This is a genomic window from Flavobacterium sp. AK-345 (genome assembly GCF_058310175.1).
In genome coordinates, this window is the sequence record NZ_JBZEER010000002.1 from 198,003 (window position 1) to 220,129 (window position 22,127).

At 32.0% G+C, this 22,127-nt stretch carries 21 protein-coding genes; 10 read left to right on the forward strand and 11 right to left on the reverse strand.

The genetic code is table 11. The features are described from left to right. Positions 1–113 precede the first annotated feature (113 nt). On the reverse strand, positions 114–2,447 hold the full coding sequence (locus AC4FQ3_RS05175; RefSeq protein WP_491181120.1) for a GH92 family glycosyl hydrolase: 2,334 nt from the start codon (positions 2,445–2,447) through the stop codon (positions 114–116). Between the two features lie 144 nt (positions 2,448–2,591). Here AC4FQ3_RS05175 and AC4FQ3_RS05180 point away from each other — a divergent pair, with 144 nt between their 5' ends. Beyond that, positions 2,592–3,209 carry a M949_RS01915 family surface polysaccharide biosynthesis protein gene (locus AC4FQ3_RS05180; RefSeq protein WP_463461707.1) on the forward strand — a complete coding sequence of 206 codons (618 nt, stop codon included), beginning with the start codon at positions 2,592–2,594 and terminating at the stop codon, positions 3,207–3,209. A 165-nt stretch (positions 3,210–3,374) separates the two neighbouring features. Here AC4FQ3_RS05180 and AC4FQ3_RS05185 read toward each other — a convergent pair whose 3' ends face one another. Beyond that, positions 3,375–3,983, reverse strand: coding sequence for a GNAT family N-acetyltransferase (locus tag AC4FQ3_RS05185; RefSeq protein ID WP_491181121.1), 609 nt, complete (start codon positions 3,981–3,983; stop codon positions 3,375–3,377). 180 nt (positions 3,984–4,163) lie between these two features. On the opposite strand from AC4FQ3_RS05185, the gene AC4FQ3_RS05190 reads away from it, so the two are divergent. Next, on the forward strand, positions 4,164–4,745 hold the full coding sequence (locus tag AC4FQ3_RS05190) for a hypothetical protein (RefSeq protein ID WP_073393286.1): 582 nt from the start codon (positions 4,164–4,166) through the stop codon (positions 4,743–4,745). A 196-nt stretch (positions 4,746–4,941) separates the two neighbouring features. Here AC4FQ3_RS05190 and AC4FQ3_RS05195 read toward each other — a convergent pair whose 3' ends face one another. From AC4FQ3_RS05195 to AC4FQ3_RS05205, 3 genes are all read right to left on the reverse strand, one after another. Further along, positions 4,942–5,298, reverse strand: a complete 357-nt coding sequence (locus AC4FQ3_RS05195) for a hypothetical protein (protein ID WP_073393284.1) — start codon at positions 5,296–5,298, stop codon at positions 4,942–4,944. Between the two features lie 279 nt (positions 5,299–5,577). Beyond that, a complete protein-coding gene (locus AC4FQ3_RS05200; protein ID WP_073393283.1) occupies positions 5,578–6,756 on the reverse strand; it encodes an AIR synthase related protein in 1,179 nt (392 codons plus the stop codon). Positions 6,757–6,968: 212 nt separating this feature from the next. Next, on the reverse strand, positions 6,969–9,158 hold the full coding sequence (locus tag AC4FQ3_RS05205; protein ID WP_491181122.1) for a glutamine synthetase III family protein: 2,190 nt from the start codon (positions 9,156–9,158) through the stop codon (positions 6,969–6,971). A 429-nt stretch (positions 9,159–9,587) separates the two neighbouring features. Between AC4FQ3_RS05205 and AC4FQ3_RS05210 the strand changes: the two genes are divergently transcribed. From AC4FQ3_RS05210 to AC4FQ3_RS05220, 3 genes are all read left to right on the forward strand, one after another. Then, positions 9,588–10,601 (forward strand): glutamine synthetase beta-grasp domain-containing protein, encoded by a 1,014-nt coding sequence (locus AC4FQ3_RS05210; protein ID WP_042563234.1) that lies wholly within the window; start codon positions 9,588–9,590, stop codon positions 10,599–10,601. A gap of 622 nt (positions 10,602–11,223) precedes the next feature. Further along, positions 11,224–12,192 carry a TerC family protein gene (locus tag AC4FQ3_RS05215; RefSeq protein ID WP_042563182.1) on the forward strand — a complete coding sequence of 323 codons (969 nt, stop codon included), beginning with the start codon at positions 11,224–11,226 and terminating at the stop codon, positions 12,190–12,192. A 163-nt stretch (positions 12,193–12,355) separates the two neighbouring features. Then, positions 12,356–14,191 (forward strand): T9SS type A sorting domain-containing protein, encoded by a 1,836-nt coding sequence (locus AC4FQ3_RS05220; RefSeq protein ID WP_491181123.1) that lies wholly within the window; start codon positions 12,356–12,358, stop codon positions 14,189–14,191. 65 nt (positions 14,192–14,256) lie between these two features. On the opposite strand, the gene AC4FQ3_RS05225 is transcribed toward AC4FQ3_RS05220, so the two are convergent. The 3 genes from AC4FQ3_RS05225 to AC4FQ3_RS05235 form a co-directional block, all read right to left on the reverse strand. After that, the gene (locus tag AC4FQ3_RS05225; RefSeq protein ID WP_491181124.1) at positions 14,257–14,772 is read right to left on the reverse strand and encodes a hypothetical protein; all 516 of its coding nucleotides are present in this window, start codon (positions 14,770–14,772) and stop codon (positions 14,257–14,259) included. An 89-nt stretch (positions 14,773–14,861) separates the two neighbouring features. Next, positions 14,862–15,731 (reverse strand): alpha/beta hydrolase, encoded by an 870-nt coding sequence (locus AC4FQ3_RS05230; RefSeq protein WP_491181125.1) that lies wholly within the window; start codon positions 15,729–15,731, stop codon positions 14,862–14,864. A 370-nt stretch (positions 15,732–16,101) separates the two neighbouring features. Continuing rightward, positions 16,102–16,974, reverse strand: a complete 873-nt coding sequence (locus AC4FQ3_RS05235) for an AraC family transcriptional regulator (RefSeq protein ID WP_042563179.1) — start codon at positions 16,972–16,974, stop codon at positions 16,102–16,104. A 450-nt stretch (positions 16,975–17,424) separates the two neighbouring features. On the opposite strand from AC4FQ3_RS05235, the gene AC4FQ3_RS05240 reads away from it, so the two are divergent. The 4 genes from AC4FQ3_RS05240 (at position 17,425) to AC4FQ3_RS05255 (ending at position 20,277) form a co-directional block, all read left to right on the forward strand. Then, a complete protein-coding gene (locus tag AC4FQ3_RS05240) occupies positions 17,425–17,823 on the forward strand; it encodes a T9SS type A sorting domain-containing protein (RefSeq protein WP_042563178.1) in 399 nt (132 codons plus the stop codon). Positions 17,824–18,280: 457 nt separating this feature from the next. Then, the gene (locus tag AC4FQ3_RS05245; RefSeq protein WP_302095280.1) at positions 18,281–18,676 is read left to right on the forward strand and encodes a T9SS type A sorting domain-containing protein; all 396 of its coding nucleotides are present in this window, start codon (positions 18,281–18,283) and stop codon (positions 18,674–18,676) included. Between the two features lie 442 nt (positions 18,677–19,118). Continuing rightward, positions 19,119–19,523: a T9SS type A sorting domain-containing protein gene (locus tag AC4FQ3_RS05250; RefSeq protein ID WP_302095279.1), complete on the forward strand. Its 405-nt coding sequence runs from the start codon at positions 19,119–19,121 to the stop codon at positions 19,521–19,523. A gap of 361 nt (positions 19,524–19,884) precedes the next feature. Then, positions 19,885–20,277, forward strand: a complete 393-nt coding sequence (locus AC4FQ3_RS05255) for a hypothetical protein (protein WP_042563175.1) — start codon at positions 19,885–19,887, stop codon at positions 20,275–20,277. A gap of 77 nt (positions 20,278–20,354) precedes the next feature. On the opposite strand, the gene AC4FQ3_RS05260 is transcribed toward AC4FQ3_RS05255, so the two are convergent. Next, positions 20,355–20,762 (reverse strand): helix-turn-helix domain-containing protein, encoded by a 408-nt coding sequence (locus AC4FQ3_RS05260; RefSeq protein ID WP_491181126.1) that lies wholly within the window; start codon positions 20,760–20,762, stop codon positions 20,355–20,357. Positions 20,763–20,970: 208 nt separating this feature from the next. On the opposite strand from AC4FQ3_RS05260, the gene AC4FQ3_RS05265 reads away from it, so the two are divergent. Further along, positions 20,971–21,294 carry a hypothetical protein gene (locus AC4FQ3_RS05265; protein ID WP_491181127.1) on the forward strand — a complete coding sequence of 108 codons (324 nt, stop codon included), beginning with the start codon at positions 20,971–20,973 and terminating at the stop codon, positions 21,292–21,294. Between the two features lie 122 nt (positions 21,295–21,416). Here the strand turns inward: AC4FQ3_RS05265 and AC4FQ3_RS05270 are convergent, their stop codons facing one another. Beyond that, complete coding sequence (locus tag AC4FQ3_RS05270; RefSeq protein WP_491181128.1) at positions 21,417–21,578, reverse strand: hypothetical protein; 162 nt, start codon at positions 21,576–21,578, stop codon at positions 21,417–21,419. A 4-nt stretch (positions 21,579–21,582) separates the two neighbouring features. After that, positions 21,583–22,122, reverse strand: a complete 540-nt coding sequence (locus AC4FQ3_RS05275) for a hypothetical protein (protein WP_491181129.1) — start codon at positions 22,120–22,122, stop codon at positions 21,583–21,585. Between the last annotated feature and the right edge of the window lie 5 nt (positions 22,123–22,127).

Consider the following 22,127-nt stretch of genomic DNA (forward strand, 5'->3'; position numbering starts at 1 on the left):
ATCCTGCAAGGTTTTCAAAACCTTGTAGGTATTATATATCCATCACCAAAATAGACCTACAAGGTTTTGAAAACCTTGCAGGAAGTCAAAATCAATCCTAATTTTAACACAACCTAGTAATTCCTCTTATTCGGTTTCGAACTCATATAAAAAGTAATTTTCCCGCCATTTATAACATCTGCATGTTTTAAGAAAGGTCTTGAAAGTTGTTTTCCATTCAACAATACTTTACTCACAAAGACATTTTTATCCGATTGATTTACGGTTTCAACTTCGAATTTCTTTCCATTTTCCAAATTAAAAACAGCTTTTTTAACCAACGGACTTCCCAAAGCATATTCATCAGAACCGGGCGCAACTGGGTAAAACCCTAAACTGCTAAAAATATACCAGGCGCTCATTTGCCCGAAATCGTCATTTCCGCCTAAACCGTCGGCTCCATTTCGGTACATTTTTTTCAGGATCATTCTAATTTTGTCCTGTGCTTTCCATGGAGAATTTGTCCAGTTGTACAAATAAACAACGTGATGCGAAGGTTCGTTTCCGTGAACATAATTACCTATAATTCCTTCTCTTGTAATATCTTCGGTATTCTCAAAATATTTGTCCGGCAAATGCATGTTGAATAACGAATCTAAACGAACATTAAATTTGTCGTTTCCACCCATCATCTTAATCATTTCAGCAGGATCCTGCGGAACATACAAACTATAATTCCATGAATTCCCTTCGATAAAACCTTGTCCGTGCGTGTCTAGCGGGTCAAATTCTTTTTTGAAAGTTCCGTCGTCTAATTTAGGACGCATAAAACCTGTTTTTTCATCATAAACGTTTTTGTAGTTTTTAGATCTTTCGATAAATTCATTATAAATTTCAGTTTTGCCTAATTTTTTGGCTGCCTGCGCAATTGCCCAATCATCATAAGCGTACTCTAAAGTTTTAGAAACCGAAGATCCATTTTTGTCTTCGGGAACGTATCCTTTTTTCATATAATATTCCAATCCATCGTAATACGGAACTTTCGCAGTATTTACACATGCCTGAAGTGCTTTTTCAGGATCAAAATTGGTGTTGCCTTTTACAATCGCATCAGCAACGACAGAAACAGAATGGTATCCAATCATGCACCAGTTTTCGTTAGCATAGTGCGACCAGATTGGCAGCATTTTGTGCACACTTTGGTCTGAATGTGCCAACATCGAACTAATCATATCTGAGTTTCTGGAAGGCTGAACAATATTAAACAATGGATGTAAAGCTCTATAAGTATCCCATAATGAATAGCTTGTGTAGTTCTTGAAGTTTTCAGCTTTATGAACATTCATATCCAGACCTTTGTAATTTCCATCTAAATCCATGTATTCTGTTGGACCTAGAAATGCATGGTACATTGCCGTGTAAAAATTCACTAAATCTTCTTTCTGAATAGTTTCAATCTGAATTTTATTCAATTCTTTGTTCCAAATTTCCTGACTTTGTTTTTTTATTTTTTCAAAATCCCAACCCGGAACTTCTTTTTTCATATTCTCAAGCGCACCGGCAGAACTCACCGGAGATAAAGCCATTTTTATTTTGATTTTTTCGCCTTCTTCGGTATTAAAATCAAAAAACAGTTTTAGGTTTTGACCTGCCATTTCCGGAAAGTTTTTGGTTTGATCAAATCTTCCCCAAAAACCCCTGTACACACTTTTTTCCTGCGCCGCCTCACCGTAGCTTTTAATTGGTTTACTGAAAGACATTGCAAAATAAACGGTTCTTGTTCTAGCCCAACCATTTGTCTGGCGATATCCTGTAATTAAAGTATCGTTTTCTACACGAACAAATGTCCAGACATTCTTTTTATCATAGTTGTAAATTCCCGAAGTTAAATCAAGAATTATATGTGCTTCATCAGATTTTGGAAAGATATATTGATGCATTCCTACGCGGGTTGTTGCCGTAAGTTCAGCTTTAATATTATGATCTTCAAGAAGAACGCTGTAATAAGCCGGTTCTGCTTTTTCGGTCGAATGCGAAAATGCAGAGCGATATCCGGATAGTGATTTTGAAGCGACTCCTGGGTTCAATTGTAACTTTCCCGTTGTTGGCATTATTAAAAAATCCCCCAAATCAGAATGTCCTGTCCCGCTAAAATGGGTATGGCTAAAACCTACAATAGTTTTATCTTCATATTGATAGCCTGCACAATATTTGTAAACTTCACCATTGTATTTTCCGTTTAAACTATAAGCAATTGTATCTGTTTCAGGGCTTAATTGTACACTCCCAAACGGAACTGTTGCGCCAGGATACGTATGTCCCATTTTGGCTGTACCAATCATTGGGTCAACGTATTGAATTAAATTTTTAAAGCTGTCTGTTTTCTTTTGAGCATTTACTTCATTCGTAAAACCAAATAGCAAAACTGATAATCCAAAAAGAAGGTGTTTTGTTTTTATAATATTCATTGATGTGTATTTAATATTATTTGCAAAACTGAATTAATTTCAATTTCACGTTAGGAAATTACGACAAAAATGGAATTTAAAAAATATAAATATTCGTAAACTGAAAAGCTTTTAGATATCTTTGATTTATAATTTATATACCACATGAAACGATTTATTTCATTCCTTTTTCTTTTACATTCAATCTTTGGTTTTTCACAAAAAACAGAAAGTTCTATTTTAGATAAAGAACAAATAAAACAAAGAGAATTAGAGAATCTTTCTGATTTCCCTATTTACAGAGCTTATGAATATCAGGATAAAGGCGGAGTTTTTGAATTGGTTTTATGCGAAAATCAAACAAATAAAAAAGACACATTAAATACAAAAATCCAGGCGATTTGCGGTATGAACGATCACGGCGGTTTTCTTGAAAAATGGAGAATTAACGATTTACTTGAAGATTACGAGCCTAAAGAAACCAACATTTGGTTCTGGACAAAATATTGCAGCATCAAAGATATTGATGGCGATGGCTATATAGAACCTGTTATTGTATATGGAACAAGAAATGAAAATGATGAAATAAGACGGGTTAAAATTATTACCGTGTATAAAAACAAGAAATATGTAGTTCGTGCTGTAGAATGTGATCTTGATATTTGCAGAAGTTTTAAGAAAGACTCAAACTGGAATTCTTTACCTCAAAAAATAAAACTTTACGTTGATCAATTGGTCGTAAAACTACGAAAAGAACAAGATTTATTATTGAAAGATGGGTAATATTTTAAATATCAATTTCAATTTCAATGTCAAAATTCAATAGCAATTTTTTCAAAACTGAAATTCAATATATCTGCTTGTTTGGTTAAACTGAATTATCCCGAAGCGTCGGGACAGCCCTACAATATTGGTCGAGCCTATGGCTCTTTTTGCCGTTGGCATCTTTTAAAGTTTTCGCTTTAAATTTTCTTTTACCTCGGCAAACCATTCTTCTTTTAGGATACTTAAAACAATCGAATCACGGCGCACTTCTCTATTTACTGTTGGCATGTGGCTTCGCAAAACACCTTCAACTTTACAGCCTATGCTTTTCATTGCAGCGATACTTCTGTCGTTATTATTATCAGCGCGAAATTCTACTCGCTCCATTTCTAAAGTTTCAAAAGCAAATTGAAGCAATAAAAATTTGCAATGTTTGTTAAGTCCTGTTCCTCTAAACGCCGATCCGTACCAGGTATATCCTAATTGCACGGTTTTATATTCAAGCTGAATATCGTAAAAACGTGTTGAGCCAGCGTATTTTTGAGATTTTTTATCAAAAACTATAAACGGAAATTCTTTATTGTCGTTTCTTGCTTTTATGGCTGATTGAATATAATTGATCAAATTCTCTTTTCCATCAGCACCAACTAAAGAATATTTCCAGGTTTCTGGTTCATTTATAGAAAATTCTAATAAATTATCGAAATCTGATTCCTGCAAAGGGCGCAATAAAACTAAATCGTCTTCTAAAATAATGTTGTCTGAGAAATTGAAATTTAATGTTGGATTCATAATTGAAATTCTTTGAAAAAAATTTTCTGATTAAGTACTGATTAGTAAAGATATTTGAAAAAATTCAAGATTAAAAAATTAATCTCATCTACTAATGAAATTTTAAATAGTTTATGAAATAAAATATAAGATTATTCTCCCTTTATTTGTATTATTGCAATCATTTAAAGTTTATATTTTTTGAATATTTTATTAGCAACAGAAATAGTATTAGAAAAGAGTTTTGGAGATACTTTTTGGTACGACTTATTAATTGCCTTATTTACAGGAGTATTATCTTGTTTAATATTTTATTTGGCACTTCGCATATTTAAACCCAATATAAAAACCTGCAGTATTCTTTGCAAAGAAATTGAAACTTTTGATGACAAAACTAAAACAAGATATTATTTTAAATTTATAAACAAAACGTATTCAGATATTGAAAATGTATCTATAAATTTATTACTTATCGAAGATTATATTCATGGAAGTGGTAAAAATTTTATTGGCAAAGAATTGAAACTTAAAAGATATGATTTCAAAAACATTCCTGGTAAGCGGAGAAAAAACAAGGAAATTCACAATAACTGCGTGCAGATGTTAATTGATGAAGATTTAGAAAAACTTTGGGATGGAAGGAAAGAATATTTGGAACTACAAATTGATTGTACACATTCTAAAAGTGGGAGAAGACTTGTACATGTACAAAAATATACAGATGTAAAGAACACCATCAAAAATGGGCGTTTTGATTCAGGCGAAAACTTTAACATTATATAGAATCAAACTAATGTTTAAAATGAGTAAATTTATACTTTAAAACTTAAAATCATGAAAAACGATATTATTTGGAAATAGTTGAATATACAGTAAACTATTCCTTTTTGATTATAAAAACAAAGCCTCTAAATAGATTAGAGGCTTTTATTTTATATACTGAAATGATCAATAAAATTTCACTTTTAATGAAACAAAATTACTCACTCATTTCATCATAACGTTCCGGAACTTGAGGATCATATAACGGACATTTAAATTCTTCCATTAAACTAACTAATTTATTCATGGTTTTTCCTTCGGTTCCGTAACAGTCAATTTTAATACTTTGTGGAGTTGAAATTACCTGAAAAGCACCCTTTCCTTTAGTATTTTGCCAGCTATTTTCATCGACTTTTTCCCATTCAGAAAATACAGAAGCGATTCGGTTAAAAATTACTTCTACAGGAAGTGTTTCTAATCCTTCAACTTCCTCTTTTTCAAGAAGTGCTTCGTAAACTTCGTGATGATTTAAATAAATCTCATCTAAATATCTCCAAAAAAGTAGCTCGTACATAACTCTGGTGGTTTTTAGCCCCGATAGCAGTGGAAATCCTTTTGTTTTTTTCTTTAAAAAACAAAAGATTGTAACGGATAGCGGGATTAGCTCCTAAAAAAGCTAATGGTTATTATTTTACAACAAATGCAATCCAAATGAGCGTTGCGTAAGACGCACTGCTGTGCGCCTCTACACATTACTTGATGAATAAATTCAAATTTTTTCTTTTAAGAATAAGTTCAGAATCTTTGTAACTTAGAATCTTAGCAACTCAGAACCTTTGTAACTTAAAAAAAATTAATATTCGAATGTTCCGTATTCACTGGTAATAGTAAGCTTTTTAGCATCTGCTGCTTCTACTCTACCCACGATTTGTGCATCGACATTGAATGATTTTGAAATCGCAATAATATCCTGAGCAATGTTTTCGGGAACGTAAATTTCCATACGGTGACCACAATTAAAAACCTGATACATTTCTTTCCAATCTGTTTTTGATTGTTCCTGAATTAGTTTAAACAATGGTGGAACCGGGAATAAATTATCTTTTATAATATGTAAATTCTGAACGAAATGTAGAATCTTAGTCTGCGCTCCACCGCTGCAATGTACCATTCCGTGAATATCGTTTGGTGTATATTTATCTAAAATTTTCTTGATAATTGGTGCGTAAGTTCTTGTTGGAGAAAGTACCAACTGACCAGCATTTATTGGGCTATTTTCCACTTCATCAGTTAAATTTACCTGACCAGAATAAATTAATTCTTCCGGAACAAGCGCATCATAACTTTCCGGATATTTTTTAGCTAAATATTTTCCGAAAACATCATGACGTGCAGATGTTAAGCCGTTGCTTCCCATTCCGCCGTTATAACCTTTTTCATAAGTTGCCTGACCAAAAGACGCCAAACCAACAATTACGTCTCCCGCTTTAATGTTTGCATTATCAACAACATCGCTTCGTTTCATGCGTGCTGTCACGGTAGAATCTACAATAATAGTGCGAACAACATCTCCAACATCGGCAGTTTCGCCTCCTGTTGAATGAATCGTTACTCCGAAAGTTTTTAATTCGTTGATTAATTCTTCGGTTCCGTTAATGATTGCCGAAATAACTTCTGCAGGAATTAAGTTTTTATTTCTACCAATTGTCGATGAAAGCAAGATATTATCTGTTGCTCCAACACATAATAAATCATCAATATTCATGATTAACGCATCTTGCGCGATTCCTTTCCAAACAGAAATATCTCCGGTTTCTTTCCAGTACATATACGCCAAAGACGATTTTGTACCGGCTCCGTCAGCGTGCATAATTAAGCAATGTTCTGAATCCTGGGTAAGATAATCAGGAACAATTTTGCAGAATGCCTGAGGGAATAATCCTTTGTCAATATTTTTTATGGCGTTGTGTACGTCTTCTTTTGATGCCGAAACACCTCTTTGTGCGTACCTTTTGCTAGAATCTGAACTCATGAAAATTAGTTTGTGTTGATGTGGTGCAAAGATAATCCCTTTTTTTAATTCTTGGGTTTATTTATTAAAGATTGCGTAGAATTATTTACCACAAATTACACAAATTAGCACAAATTTTTATAAAGCAAAAATCATCCTTTGAGGATGATTTTTGAGTTCTAATATTCACAAAAATAGAATTCGTGAAAATTCGTGAAATTCGTGTTTAAAAATTATTTAGTAAATAACAATTCTCTGTATTTAGTTAATGTCCAGCTTTCGTCGTCTACTAATAATTCTAATTTATCACAGTGATTACGAATATCTTCAAAGTAAGGTTTTACTTTATTACAATACGCTTCTGCCATAACCTGAGCGTCTGTTAGATGATTTGCTTTTCTTCTTTCATCTGTCATTGCCAATACTTTAGAATTGATTCCTTCTATATGACCAGAGATTTCTTTAATTAAAACAATTTGCTCTTTTGCAATAGTTTCAAACTCTTTTCCGAAGATTTCTTTAAGTCCTTTTACGTTTTCAATCAACGTATTTTGATAACGAATCGCTGTCGGGATTACATGATTTCTGGCAATATCACCTAAAACTCTTCCTTCAATCTGAATTTTTTTAGTGTATTCTTCGAGTTCGATTTCGTAACGCGCTTCCGCTTCAACATGATTCAAAATTCCTAATTCATCAAATAAATCTAGTGCTTGTTTAGAAATTTTAGCTTTAATCGCTTCCGGTGTTGTTTTAAAATTACTTAAACCTCTTTTAGCAGCTTCTTGTTCCCAGGCATCAGAATAACCGTCACCTTCAAAAAGGATTTTTTTCGATTGTTTGATGTATTCTCTTAAAACATTAAAAATTGCATCGTCTTTTTTCATGTCTTTCGACTCGATCAAAGTATCTACTTCTAATTTAAAATCTTTTAATTGTTTGGCTACAATCGCATTTAAAGTTGTCATCGCGTTAGAACAGTTCGCGTTTGAACCAACCGCTCTGAACTCAAATTTATTTCCTGTAAAGGCAAAAGGCGAAGTTCTGTTTCTGTCTGTATTGTCTAAAAGTACATCCGGAATTTTTCCAACTACATTTAGTTTTAAATCTGTTTTTTCTTCAGGAGATAATTTTCCGGTTGTTACACTTTCTAATTCAGACAAAACTTTGGTTAACTGCGCACCAATGAAAACCGAAATAATAGCCGGTGGTGCTTCATTTGCTCCTAACCTATGATCGTTACTTGCCGTCGCGATTGAAGCTCTTAATAAAGTTTCGTAATCGTTTACCGCTTTTATCGTATTAATAAAGAATGTCAAAAACTGTAAATTGCTCATTGGCGTTTTACTCGGACTTAATAAGTTAACTCCGGTATCTGTTGCCAACGACCAGTTGTTGTGTTTTCCTGATCCGTTTACTCCTTTAAATGGTTTTTCGTGAAATAATACTTTAAAATCATGACGCTCTGCCACTCTTTGCATCACATCCATTAATAAGGAGTTGTGATCTACTGCAAGATTGGTTTCTTCAAATATAGGTGCCAGCTCAAACTGATTTGGCGCTACTTCGTTATGACGCGTTTTTACAGGAATTCCAAGCAACATACATTCTTGCTCTAAATCTCTCATGTACGTTAATGCACGAGTTGGAATAGATCCAAAATAATGATCATCAAGTTGTTGCCCTTTTGCAGAAGTGTGACCTAATAAGGTTCTTCCGGTCATCATTAAATCAGGACGGGAATTAGCCAACGCTTTATCAATCAAAAAGTATTCTTGTTCCCAACCTAAAGTTGCAGTTACCTTTTTAACGTTTTTATCAAAGTATCTGCAAACTTCTGTTGCAGCTTCATCCATTGCAGATAATGCTCTCAATAACGGAATTTTATTATCTAAAGCTTCGCCAGTGTAAGCAATAAAAACGGTTGGAATACATAAAGTTGTTCCGTAAATAAATGCCGGAGAAGTTGGATCCCAAGCCGTGTAACCTCTGGCTTCGAATGTATTTCTGATTCCGCCATTCGGGAAACTTGACGCATCTGGTTCTTGCTGAACCAATTGTGCTCCGCCAAATTTTTCTACAGGATCACTTCCATCATACGAAGTTTCAAAAAAAGCATCGTGTTTTTCTGCAGTCGTTCCCGTAAGTGGCTGAAACCAGTGCGTATAATGTGTTACTCCTTTTGACAAAGCCCATTCTTTCATTCCCATGGCAATATAATCTGCCAGTTTTCTGTCAATTTTAGTTCCGTGCTGAATGGCATCTCTAACTCCTTTTAAAGCATCTGAAGTTAAAAATTGCTTCATTGCTTTCTCATTAAACACATTTGAACCAAAAATGTTAGATTTTCTATCAATTTCTTCAAAATGTACCGGCTTTCTTGTAGAAGCTTCTTTTAAAGCTTGGAAACGTAATGTTGACATGTATATAATTTTTAAAAATTCGTAATTATTTTTATTGAAAAAAGAAGGACAAATATAATCAATAAAAAAGCCTGTTTGAAAGATAAATAGTAGATTTTTATACAAGGATTTTTCAATAGATAATCAATTTTATAAAGAATAATTAATATGAATTGAAGAAATATAACAAATTAACTCAGTATTATTCATTAAATAAACATTTTTTCATAATTACATAACCTTTAAACTCAGGAAAAGCACGTTATTTTTACGAATTTATTTTTTTAAGGTGTTAAAAATTACTTTTTTCAAAATATACCCCTATCAAAATTGCGCTTCTCTAAAAAATTATAGTCCGCTCAACAAAATAGCCCCCTAATTTTTAGGACTAAAAAAATAAATCTATATTTGACCCAGCGAAAAAACAAAAAAAATAAAATTTATATTATTATGGCTAAAATTAAGTTAGAGTACATTTGGTTAGATGGATATGAACCAACTCAAAATCTTAGAAGTAAAACTAAAGTTGAAGAACACGAAAATTTCAAAGGAACATTAGAAGAACTTGGAAACTGGTCATTTGATGGTTCATCAACAAAACAAGCCGAAGGTGGTTCATCTGACTGTTTATTAGTTCCTGTTGCAATTTACCCTGATCCAACACGTATTAACGGATGGTTGGTAATGACTGAAGTTATGTATGCTGATGGTACTCCTCACTCTTCTAACGGTAGAGCTACTATTGATGATGACGGTGATTTCTGGTTTGGTTTCGAACAAGAATATTTCATCATGGATACTAAAACTTTATTGCCATTAGGTTTCCCTGTTGGAGGTTATCCTGCTCCACAAGGTATGTACTACTGCTCTGTAGGTGGAAAAAACACTCACGGAAGAAAATTAGTAGAAGAACATGCTGACTTATGTATCGCTGCCGGAATTAACTTTGAAGGTATTAACCAAGAGGTTGCTTGCGGACAATGGGAATTCCAATTATTCGCTAAAGGTGCTAAAAAAGCCGGAGACGAAATTTGGGTTGCTCGTTATTTATTAGATCGTTTGACTGAAAAATATGGTTACTATATCGAATATCACCCAAAACCACTAGGAGATACTGACTGGAATGGTTCTGGAATGCACGCTAACTTCTCTAACGAGGTGTTAAGAACATGTGGAGACCAAGCTACTTACGAAAGAATTTGTGAGGCTTTCCGTCCTGTTACTGCTGAGCATATCGCGGTTTACGGTGCTTACAACGACCAACGTTTAACTGGTAAACACGAAACTGCTTCTATCCATGATTTCTCTTACGGAGTTTCAGACAGAGGATGTTCTATCAGAATTCCTTTAATGACTGTTCAAAAAGGATGGAAAGGTTGGTTAGAAGACAGAAGACCAGCTTCAAACGGTGATCCATACAAAATCGCTGCAAGAATTATCAAAACTGTAAAATCAGCGTTGTAATTTTAAGCTTATATTATATAGAAAGTGCCATCTTAATTGATGGCACTTTTTTTTGTTTAAAAGATCTTGCATACCAATCTTTGTCAAAGTTTAAAACTTTGACAAAGGTATTACGCGCATTAAATCTACCAACTTACAAGCAATCTTGTGATTTCGATTTCTATAATTAAAATATTTTTTTTCAGGAGCTAATCCCGCTATCCGTTTCAATCTTTTGCTCCATTTCATTACACAAAAGGATTTCCACTTCTATCGGGGCTAGGGCAATCGTTTTCATAAGAATATTTTTTTTTTATTTCGTCATTCATTTTTTTTATAATCTGAATCCGTCCAGTTTGTCATCCCGAGGAACGAGGGATCTTCGCAAGTAGCTCGACAAAGATTGAAGATTTTGATTGTGGAGTTTCTCAAGGAGATCCCTCGTCCCTCGGGATGACAAAAATACGTTGACAAACTTTGGAAAAGGTCGATACACACAATTAAACCCGACAGGTTTTAGAAACCTGTCGGGTTTAGTTGTCCAACACCTAAATCTTAACTAAAATTGAAAGTTATTTTCTAATAATTAATTTTTAAGTTAAACATCAAAACTTATCTTTGTAAATCATTTAAAAATTATCTTATAATGGTTTGGATTTTATTTTTAGTAGGCGTTGTACTTATTCTTGCTTTAGATTTGGGAGTTTTCAATAAAAACCCTCATATTATTAGTACCAAAGAAGCAAGCAAATGGACCCTGATTTGGGTTACACTTTCATTTTTATTTTCCGGAGTAATCTACTGGCTTTATACTACAGATTATATTGCAAACCCTGACGGATTAAAACCTGCCGTTGCTTCTATGAAGTTTATTACAGGTTATTTAATTGAACTTTCTTTAAGTGTTGATAATATTTTTGTTATCGCAATTATTTTCGCTTCTTTCAAAATACCACAGAAATACCAGCACCGCGTTTTATTCTGGGGAATTATTGGTGCCGTAGTTTTTCGCGGATTAATGATTTTCTTCGGAGTTATGCTGATCAATAAATTTACATGGACAACGTATTTATTTGGTGCTTTCTTATTATTTACAGCAATAAAAATGTTGTTTTCTGGCGACGATGAAGATTTTCATCCAAAAGATTCTTTTATCTATAAAGCTTTAGGAAAAGTGATTCCGATTACTTCTGAATTTGATAAAGAGAGATTTTTCATTTTAACCGAAAAAGGAAAAAAAGCCGCTACTCCTCTATTTGTTGCTTTAATTGTAATTGAAGTAATGGATGTGCTTTTTGCTGTAGACAGTGTTCCGGCAATTCTGGCTATTACTTCTGATCCTTTTTTAGTATTTAGTTCGAATATTTTTGCCATTCTTGGTTTGCGTTCTATGTACTTTTTCCTTGCAAATATGTTGGCAAAATTCAGTTATTTAGAATACAGCTTAATCGCAATTTTAAGTTTCGTTGGGTTAAAAATGTTGCTTCACGATTGGATTCACGTTCCGGAATGGGCTTCTTTAGGATTCATCGCGCTATCTCTTTTAGTTGGAATCTTGGTTTCCCTTAAATTTGGAGAAGAAAAAGAATTAACAGATTTGGATCAGGAATAATTTTTTGAGACATATATTCATAAAAAAAAGGAAATCTTGCGATTTCCTTTTTTTATTTAAAAACATCAATAAAATAAAAATATACCTATAATTTAACTTTTAAAAGTAAGCTTATACTTTATTTATTATTATGTTTATCTCATTATAATTTTAAAATTTTATCATGAGAAAAAATTACATTTACCTCGTTTTACTGCTTTTATTACACATTTCAGTTTTTGGGCAAAAAGTTACTCTTACTCCAACAACTGTAAATGGTGCAAGTTTTAGCACCGGACCTATTAATTTAGCATCGGTTCCATATTCTACAATTTCACTTGGCGTTAAAGTAGAAATGCCGGCCACTGCTGCACCCGGAGATAATGGCACAATAAAAATTTACTATTCAAAAGGAGCTGCATTAGGAGCTAATGTTGCTATTAGCGGCGACGGTGGTACCCTTTATTTTGGCGGAGGCAATGTGGCTGTCAAAAGTTTTGTTATTAACCTAAATTGGAACGATTTTTTAACCTCCGGAGGATTTATATTCGCTGAATATAGAAGTGGTACCTCTTATGTGAGTTCAAATATTCCTGTTATCAAAAACATAACAATGACTGGAGGAACAACCCTAAACCCCCCTGCAGACGCTCCAAACCCATCAAATATTGCAAATACATTATGTTGTAATCAAACTATTAGACAAGGTGATAAACCAGCACCAATAACCGGATCTCAATACTTAAATCCTTACAAAGGACTTCCTTATGGAGTTAATAGCAAATGGAGTGTCGCTAATGGCACAACTATAAGTTTAGATGATGCAAACAAAATTCTAGATATAGATTATGTTACAGAATTAAAAAATCTAACAGTTACAAGGGAATTAGGTTACAGCTATGGCGGACAATTTCCAAATAAAAGTAATACTATAACAATTACAGTTGTTCCTTCTCCAATAATTTCAAATGAAATCTCTATTATCAACACACCAATAACGGACGATTTTATAGAAATAACAAATACAAATCCAAAATCCATTATTGGCGGTAGATCTGACGCTTCAGTAAATTTAAATATTTTACAAAATCCATTTCATATCCCTCAAAGAGGCGATAATATTACAACTATTGAAAGATATGTATGGGAATATACTAAAACAAATATTGCATTAGGCGGAATTAGATATTGGAAAACCATTGAAGGCGAAAATTCATCTTCATTGGATTTCTTTAATCCATCTGACGGAGTAAGTGACGAAGATAATTATTATCTAGTTAGAAGAATTGCTATTTATCAAAACATAAAAAGAGCAAGTAACTCATTGAAAATATTACTTAGAACAGTTCGAAACAATAACAATATTTGTTGCGATCAAATATTAAACATTCCTTCACCAGGAGTTGTTGACTCTCCAAACATAATAATTGGTTCAACTCCATTTATAGACGAGACAACAATGAATGGAACAAATTTAATTTACACCGTATCATATCAATGGCAAAATCAGCCAATAACTAATAGAGAATACGGAAGTTGGTCTGATATTTCAGGAGCAACGTCTAAAGATTATCTTCCATCACCTCTCAAATTTGTAACAAATCCAAGAGGCAGTTTAACAATTCAAACTACTTACAATTATAGACGACTAGCCGTAATAAATTATCAAATTACAAATAATGGTCAATTAGTAAAAGGAAACACGAAATCGTATAGTAACGAAGCAAGCGTAATCTCTTCTAATTCAACATATACATCTCTAACATTAACCGTTTATCCTAATCCAGCTTCTTCAGTTATAAATATTGAGAACAAAGGAACAGATTACATATTAGCCAATACTCAAATAAATATTGTAAATACACTAGGAGTTATAGTAAACTCAAACAATTTCTCAGTTATAAATCCAAATTTAATAAGTATAAATATTTCAAATCTAACTATAGGAACTTATTTTATAAATATCCAAACGGGAGGTAGTAATAGAAATACTCAATTAACATTCATTAAGAATAATTAACCAATCCTGTAAATAAATAAAAAAAAAGGAAATCTCACGATTTCCTTTTTTTTTATTTACAATATTTAGTTTATTCTTTTAACATTGCTATCATCAATATTATATTTGGCAATAACTGCATTATAATCTGAATAATCTGCTTTTACTTTTTTTGCATTTACTCCGTCATCACCTGGAATAATTACAACGCGGAATGTTTTTCCTAATCTAAAAGTACTTGGCAACTGAGAAAAATCAGTTAAACTACCATCAATAAAGACCGTGACATTACTTTTTGAAAAATTAAAATTATACTGAGCTGTTTCCAATCCATCACTAAAATAATATATCTGAGGCAATAATGCCCATCTATCTGCTCCACTTGTACTAACTAATTCATATACCAACACATTGTCGCCTGATAGAACACCTTCTAACGGAACTGTTCTTTCATAATTTGGAGCAACAAAGTCCGTAGTAAATTCAAAAACAAAAGGTATCGGTGCGTCATACCCTGGAGGCCCCTGTGGTCCTTCTGGTCCTTCACAGCTCGAAAATGCAACTAATCCAACAGCTGCGAAAAGTATAAATATCTTTTTCATAATTTTTATTTTTTATGGTTATATACATAAAGGTATTTCAAAAATCAAACCAAAAAAAATATTTACATCATTCTTTGTTAAAAATCTCCTTATTTTTTTGCAACCAACTGATTCTTAAGTAGAATTTTATTAAAAAATAATACATGATATGGCAATGAATTTTCCCAGTAATCCCAAGTATGTGAACCTGGTCTTTCTGTGTAATCATGTTCTACCTTATTATATACCAATCTTCGGTGTAATTCTTTATTGGGTTCTATTAAAAAATCATCAACACCGCAATCTATTATTAAAGGTAATTTGTTTGCTTTTATTTTATCGAGCATATTGATAACGGCATAACGCTCATACATTTCAGAACTATCACTTTTGTCTCCAAAAACGGGCTGCATTAATTTCACAACTTGTGCAGATGAATCTCTGTTTAACATTACACTCATATCTACCGCTCCGCTCATACTTCCGGCAGCGCAGAACAAATCGGGATGTTTGGCAGATAAATACAAAGCACCGTGTCCGCCCATAGAAAGTCCGGTTATAACTCTCCCGTTCCTATTGCTAATCGTTCTGTATGTTTTATCGACTTTCTGAATCACTTCTTGTGTAATAAAAGTTTCAAACTGACTCCCTTTATTTACCGGACTGTCTAAGTAAAAACTAAAAGTTTCTCCTTCGGGCATTACGATAATTATATTGTATTGATCTGATAAGCTTTGAACTAATTTTTTGTTTGGAGTATTTTTTAACCAATCACTAAAATGACCGTAAGCACCATGTAATAAATACATTACCGGAAAAGCAGTTTTACTTTTACTATAAGAATTTGGCAATACAACGGCAGCTTTATAGGTTTTACTCATTGCTGTACTGGCAATTTGCAATGTATCTACTTTTGCTGCATAACTCATAGAAGAAATGCATAGAAACACAACAAATACAAGGAATCTAAAGTTTTTCATATTGATATTTTTTCTGATTAGGGATTGTAAATATACCTTTTTCCGAATAAAATATATGAAAAATCCGACTGGTTTATCAACATGTTTAGCTATCAACTTTAGTCTATATGTTTGTTGCCACGAATTGCACTAATTTTCCCGAATTTAATGTTGTTGTCTTTTTTTAACACATTAGAAAGATAGAATTATAAAATACCAAAAAAAAAGCGTTCCACTTGCATATAAGCACATTGCTATGTGTGTTATTAAAGTGAAACGCTTTTTTAACTTATTTATACAAAGAAAAAATCTATGTTCCTATTGTGTTTTAAAATTACTCACTATAGATAATTAGTGAAAATTCGTGAAATTCGTGGCAAACAAAAAAAAATTATTTAATAATAATCTTGTGCTCGTTACGGTATTGCGAAGCGCTTTTACCTGTATACTGTTTGAACGATTTACTAAAGTGACTAAAATTATTAAAACCACTTTCATAGCAAACTTCGTTGATTGTTATTGGTTTTTCAGCCAGAAGTTTTGAGGCGTGAACCAAACGATATTCATTAACAAACTCCGTGAATGTTTTGTTTGATATTTTTTTAAAATATCGACAAAACGAAGGTGTTGTCATACTTACCAAACTCGAAACTTCATCTATTGCAATAGATTCCTGAAAATGATCTTTTACGTAATTAAAAACTACATTGATTCGATCACTGTCCTGCGTATTTAATTCGATTGCAAAACCATCGGCATTTAATATTGTGTACTCTTCTGATGAATCTAATTCATCTAAAATACTCAGGAGTGTCAGCAAACGTTCAAACGGAAGCTGATCATCCATCATCTCAATTTTTTTACCTATTCTCTTTTTGGTTTCTCCACCAAAAGCGATTCCACCTTTAGACTGAGCCAAAATATTCTGAACCTTTTTCATTTCCGGCGCTGCAAAAAATCCACTACCCAAAAAATCAGGTTTAATATGAATCACGGTTTCATTTACATTTCCTGTTTGTTCGTTTGTAAAACCACAATGAGGTAAATTAGAACCTATCAGAATCAAACTGCCATTTGTATAATAAGAAACATGGCTACCTATTTGTCTCTTTCCTGCGCCACCATTAATATAAACCAATTCAATTTCCGGGTGATAATGCCACAAATGAGACTTAACGTTCGTCTTTTCAGCATGTTTGGTATACGTAAAAGAACTTCCATACGAGTTGGATATCACTTCGAGAGCTGGGGCGATTGTCTTCATGATAAAAGTCTTTAAAAAATAATAGCAAATTTAACAAAAACACCTACAATAATTCATATTTTAACCTATAACGGTTTCGTAACTGAGGATATTGCATTAAAATCATCTAATTACAAAACTTAAAATCACCAACATTTAGTCGTTTTTTTCACGACCCATATTTTTATTCACTTTTTTTTCAATATATCGTATTTAATTCTCTCTTTTTATACATATATGCTATTACTGTAAGAATTTTACATGTTTTTAAAAAATGTTAATTTTTCAAAAACGTTGAAAAATAATAACTGAATTAACTAAAACACCTAAAATAATTCAAATTTTAACCTATAACGGTTTCGTAAATGAGAATATAGCACATAAATTGGAAAATAGAGTTGTGATAAAAAACAGATAACTGAAGTAATTTTACATCACAGAAATGAACTAATAATTTAAAAGAAGACAATCATGAAAAAGATTATAAAATTAAGTTTAGTATGCGCAGTGCTTTTTTCAGGAATCAGTACTTATGCAATTGATGGAAATGAAGATTTTAACCTTCATGTATTGAAAAACGGAAAAGTAATAACATTTGGTTTAAACCAGACTCAAAAAGCTAGTTTAGCTATATACGATAAAGAAGGTACTTTATTCTATTCTGAAAATGCTTCAGGTAAAGATGGAATTTTAAGAACTTTCAGTCTGCAGGATTTTCCTAACGGAACTTATTTCTTGGAAATTCAAGACAATGCAAAAAAAGTAAGATATGAAATTACTGTAAATGATAATGTTACTACTTTATCACCAAAAGCAATTTCTTCAGTTTACAAGTCATCAGATAAAAATACAAGCGTAGCAGTACGCTAAAAGAGTTTATACTTTTACAGTATAAAAATGAGGTTAGATAGTTAGTAAAGTAAAAAACAATTTTTTGTTTTGAAACAGCTCTTTGTGGTTATTGAGCTGTTTTTTTTTGTTTTATACTTTTTTTGTCACTAAGGCACTAAGACACAAAGTTTAATTATTAAGCTTTGCGTCCCGAGGCTTCGGGATGCGTAAATCTTTGCATTCTTTTCGGTAAAATCTCAAATATATTTTTGTAAGAAATCACAATAAATTTACATTCCCATGATTCAAACAAAACATTAAAAAATAATAATCATATTAACAAAAACGATAAATATAATTCAAATTTTAACCTATAACGGTTTCGTAAATGAGAATATAGCATCGAAATCAGCAAATAGAGTTGTGATAAAATCTGTAATACTAAAGTAATTTTACATCAGAGAATTAGAACTATTAATTTAAAAAAACTAATACGATGAAAAATTTAAAATTAAGTTTAGTATGCGCAGTGCTTCTTTCAGGAATGAGTACTTATGCAATTGATGGAAATGCCGATTTTAACCTTCATGTGTTAAAAAATGGAAAATTAATAACGTTTGGTCTTAATCAGGTTCAAAAAGCAAACCTTGCAATTTATGATCAGGACGGAAATCAGTTCTATTCTGAAACTGCTTCAGGTAAAGAAGGAATCTTAAGAACTTTTAGTTTAGAGGATTTTCCTGATGGAGTTTATTTTCTTGAAGTTGAAGACAATGCAAAAAAAGTAAGATATGAAATTGTGGTAAACAATGCTATCGCTACTTTATCTTCAAAAGCAATTTCTACAGTATACAAATCATCAGATAAAAATACTAGCGTAGCAGTACGCTAAAAAACTTTTATACCTACATACAGTATAAAAATGAGGTTAGATAGTTAGTAAAGTAAAAAACGTGATTGTTTTAAAACAGGTCTTTGTGGTTATTGACCTGTTTTTTTATGCTTTTTATTTTGCCACGAAGACACGAAGGCACAAGTTTTTTATTTATTCGACGTTTTGTAATTTTTTGATTTTGTATTCAATTTGGTTATTTCAGACATTCTGTATTTGTAAGAAAAAATTAAAATACAATTTATCTCGTTTTAAATAAAATGTTATAAAATATTAACCATATTAACAGAAACTGTAAATATAATTTAAATTTTAACCTATAACGGTTTCGTAAATGAGAATACAGCATCTAAATTAGCCAATAGAGTTGTGAGAAAAACAGAACTACATAAGTAATTTAGCATCAGAGAATTAAAGCTAATAAACTAAAAAAACTGATGTTATGAAAAATTTAAAATTAAGTTTAGTATGTGCAGTACTTTTTACAGGAATGAGTACTTATGCAATTGATGGAAATGAGGATTTTAATCTTCATGTATTAAAAGGAAATGGAAAGCTAATTACGTTTGCCCTTAACAAAGTCCAAAAAGCAAAATTAGCAATTTATGATACAGACGGTACTCTTATTTATTCTGAAACTGCTTCTGGTAAAGATGGAATTTTGAGAACTTTTAGTTTAGAAGAATTTCCGGAAGGAACTTACTTCTTAGAAGTTGAAGATAATGTAAAAAAAGTGAGACATGAAATTACAATTAATGACGGAACTTATGTTTTATCATCAAAAGCAGTTTCATCAGTTTATAAAGCAGGTTTTTCTGCTAAAAATACCAGCGTGGCCACACGCTAAAAAAGTTATACTTATATAGAGTATAAAATTGTGAAGTTAATTTGAAGATATTGTTTTAAAAAACAGCTCATTGTGGATATTGGGCTGTTTTTTTTATGCCTAAATGTTAGTGAAAAAATCAACTCGCTTTTTTTTTGAAAAACTATTCTTAATAAATGAATACAGGCCTCGTAAGAGGCATAAAAAAAAGTTCAGGACAAAACATCCAGAACCCCAACAAATACGTACATAGTTCAAACAAAGCACAGAAAGAGTTTTAATTCAGCAACTTATGTCTTTAAAAAATAGATTTTTTTGCATAAAATTCAAATTGTATTTGTTAGTTTTACACATCCACGATTAATAATTAATTTAAAAAAACATGACAAAATTTACCAAAATGGGCCTAGTTGTTGCCGTATTTTTAACAACTATCTTTACTTATGCAATTGACGGAAAAGGTGATTATATCTTGTATATTAAAACCGGAAATGGAAAAGTAGTAAGCTTTACTTTAAATACCGTTGAAAAAGCAAATTTTTCAATTTTAGACGAAAACAATACTTTGTTGTATGCAGGAGTTCCATCTTCTGATGAAGACAATTTAGAGGTTTCAAAAACTTTAAGTTTAGAGGCTTATCCAGCCGGAACTTATTATTTACAATTGAACGAAAATGGTAAAGTAGTAAAACACAAAATTACAGTTTCAACTAAAAAGGTAAAAACAGTTGTGTTAGATGAGTCAGTAAACGAAAGTCCTGCATTTCGTCGTTAATCGTTGTTTGCCTCAAACGTAAAGCATCAGCCGCGGCTGATGCTTTTTTATTTTAATGAATGATCGTTAAAAGAATATTATTTCCCCTTTAGTAATTTTTCTAAATATTCAATTTTATCTTTTTCCGCCTGAAGCAAACGTTCGTAAAGGTTTTTATTTTCTTCTACCGTTTCCATTAATTTATCTAATGGATTGAAAGTGCAAGTGTTATAATTATTAAAGTTATTATCTGAATCGTGAAAAGTATTGAAATAATTAATCACGCCTTCTTCCGAAAAATTCTTAATTGCTTCCACCGTTACACCAAGTGCTTTTGCAACTTCAATCAATTTTTCTTCATCAATAGTTTCGCTATTTTCTATAGCCGAAATTGCTTGTTGGTTGGTTCCTAAAGCCTGTGCCAAAGCTTCCTGTTTCATATCTCGAAGTTCACGAATACGGCTTATTTTTCGCCCTATATGATTTGGTTTTGTTAGTGTGCTCATAATTCAAAGATAATAATTAAGTGTCATAACTGGCAAAATGTAAAAAACATATTTAGCGCTGTACAATACGGCAAAAAATGATTTGCTACCGTACAATATATTGCTTTCTTCGCCGGATCAAACAAAAGTACGATTTTTCTCTCTATAATATATTTTGAAAGTGAAATTGTAAAATGATTAATTGATACAATTTAAAAACATACACGCCATGGAAAATGAAATTAAAAAACTAGAAAATCTTAAAATATTAACTGCCCGATATTGCAATACGCTAACGCCATCTCCTGACAAAAAAGGAACTTACACCGCTAAAATTAACATGCTAAATTATTATGAACTTGCAGCAACCATTACCGAAATCCTAAAGTTATGTATTATAGCATTAGATTATGATGCACATAAACCGGCAACAACAAAATATTCACCTATTAATGTCGGGCTGATTTTAGAAATGGTATTAGAAATGTTTCCTACGGATGAATTTGAATTGATAACTGAGATTAATGAGATGCTTGGTGGGGAGTTTGAGTGAATGGAAAATTCTACTCTTAATTAAGTATTCGTAGTTGCTGTCGCGAGCGTCTCGCTAGTGCACACATTGGGTTGACGAGCGAGACGTTCGCGACAGCGAGGGGGCAATTATTGTTAAAATGCCTATTTTTTATCTTCAGGTTTTGCAATTATTACTATTTTAGGTTTTAATGAGTTTGAAGGTGTTGGAACACTTCTACCTGCCGTTACCTTACTACCTAAGTTTTCAATCTTTTTAACAGAACTAATTGCTTCTTCTAATTTCTTTTTTATTTCTTCATTCATCTTTTTATTTTTTTGGTGTATTAGATGGTCTATTGACAGGAGGAGTAGGTATTTTTCTTCCTTTTTCTTCAGGAACAGGTTTTTGTGGATAAGCCGGTTTTTGATCATTACTCATAATATATAAATTTATTGTTACAAAAAAAATTATAGCCAAAACACCAATAATCAGTGAAGACAAAGAGATCAAATTATATTGATTAATAATTTTATTCCTCTTTTCAACATTAGTAAAAATTTCTTCATATTTTTCATCGTTAATTTCTGAAATTGTAAGTTCCATATATTCCACGGATTTATAATGTGAAAATAAATTTACCAATAAAGTAATAGCAAGTAGAAGCCAGCCAGAAACAATTATCCAAAGACATACCGCTTTATCTATTTGTACAATCTTATCAAAAAAAGCTATTGTTATTCCTAATCCACCTGAAGCAATTATATTTATATATTTTTCAAAATCATCTTGGCTTTTTGATTTAGTTTCATAAACAGAATTTCTAAATTCTATCCATTCACTTTTTATATCTTCCTCTTTTTTTGACATACTAC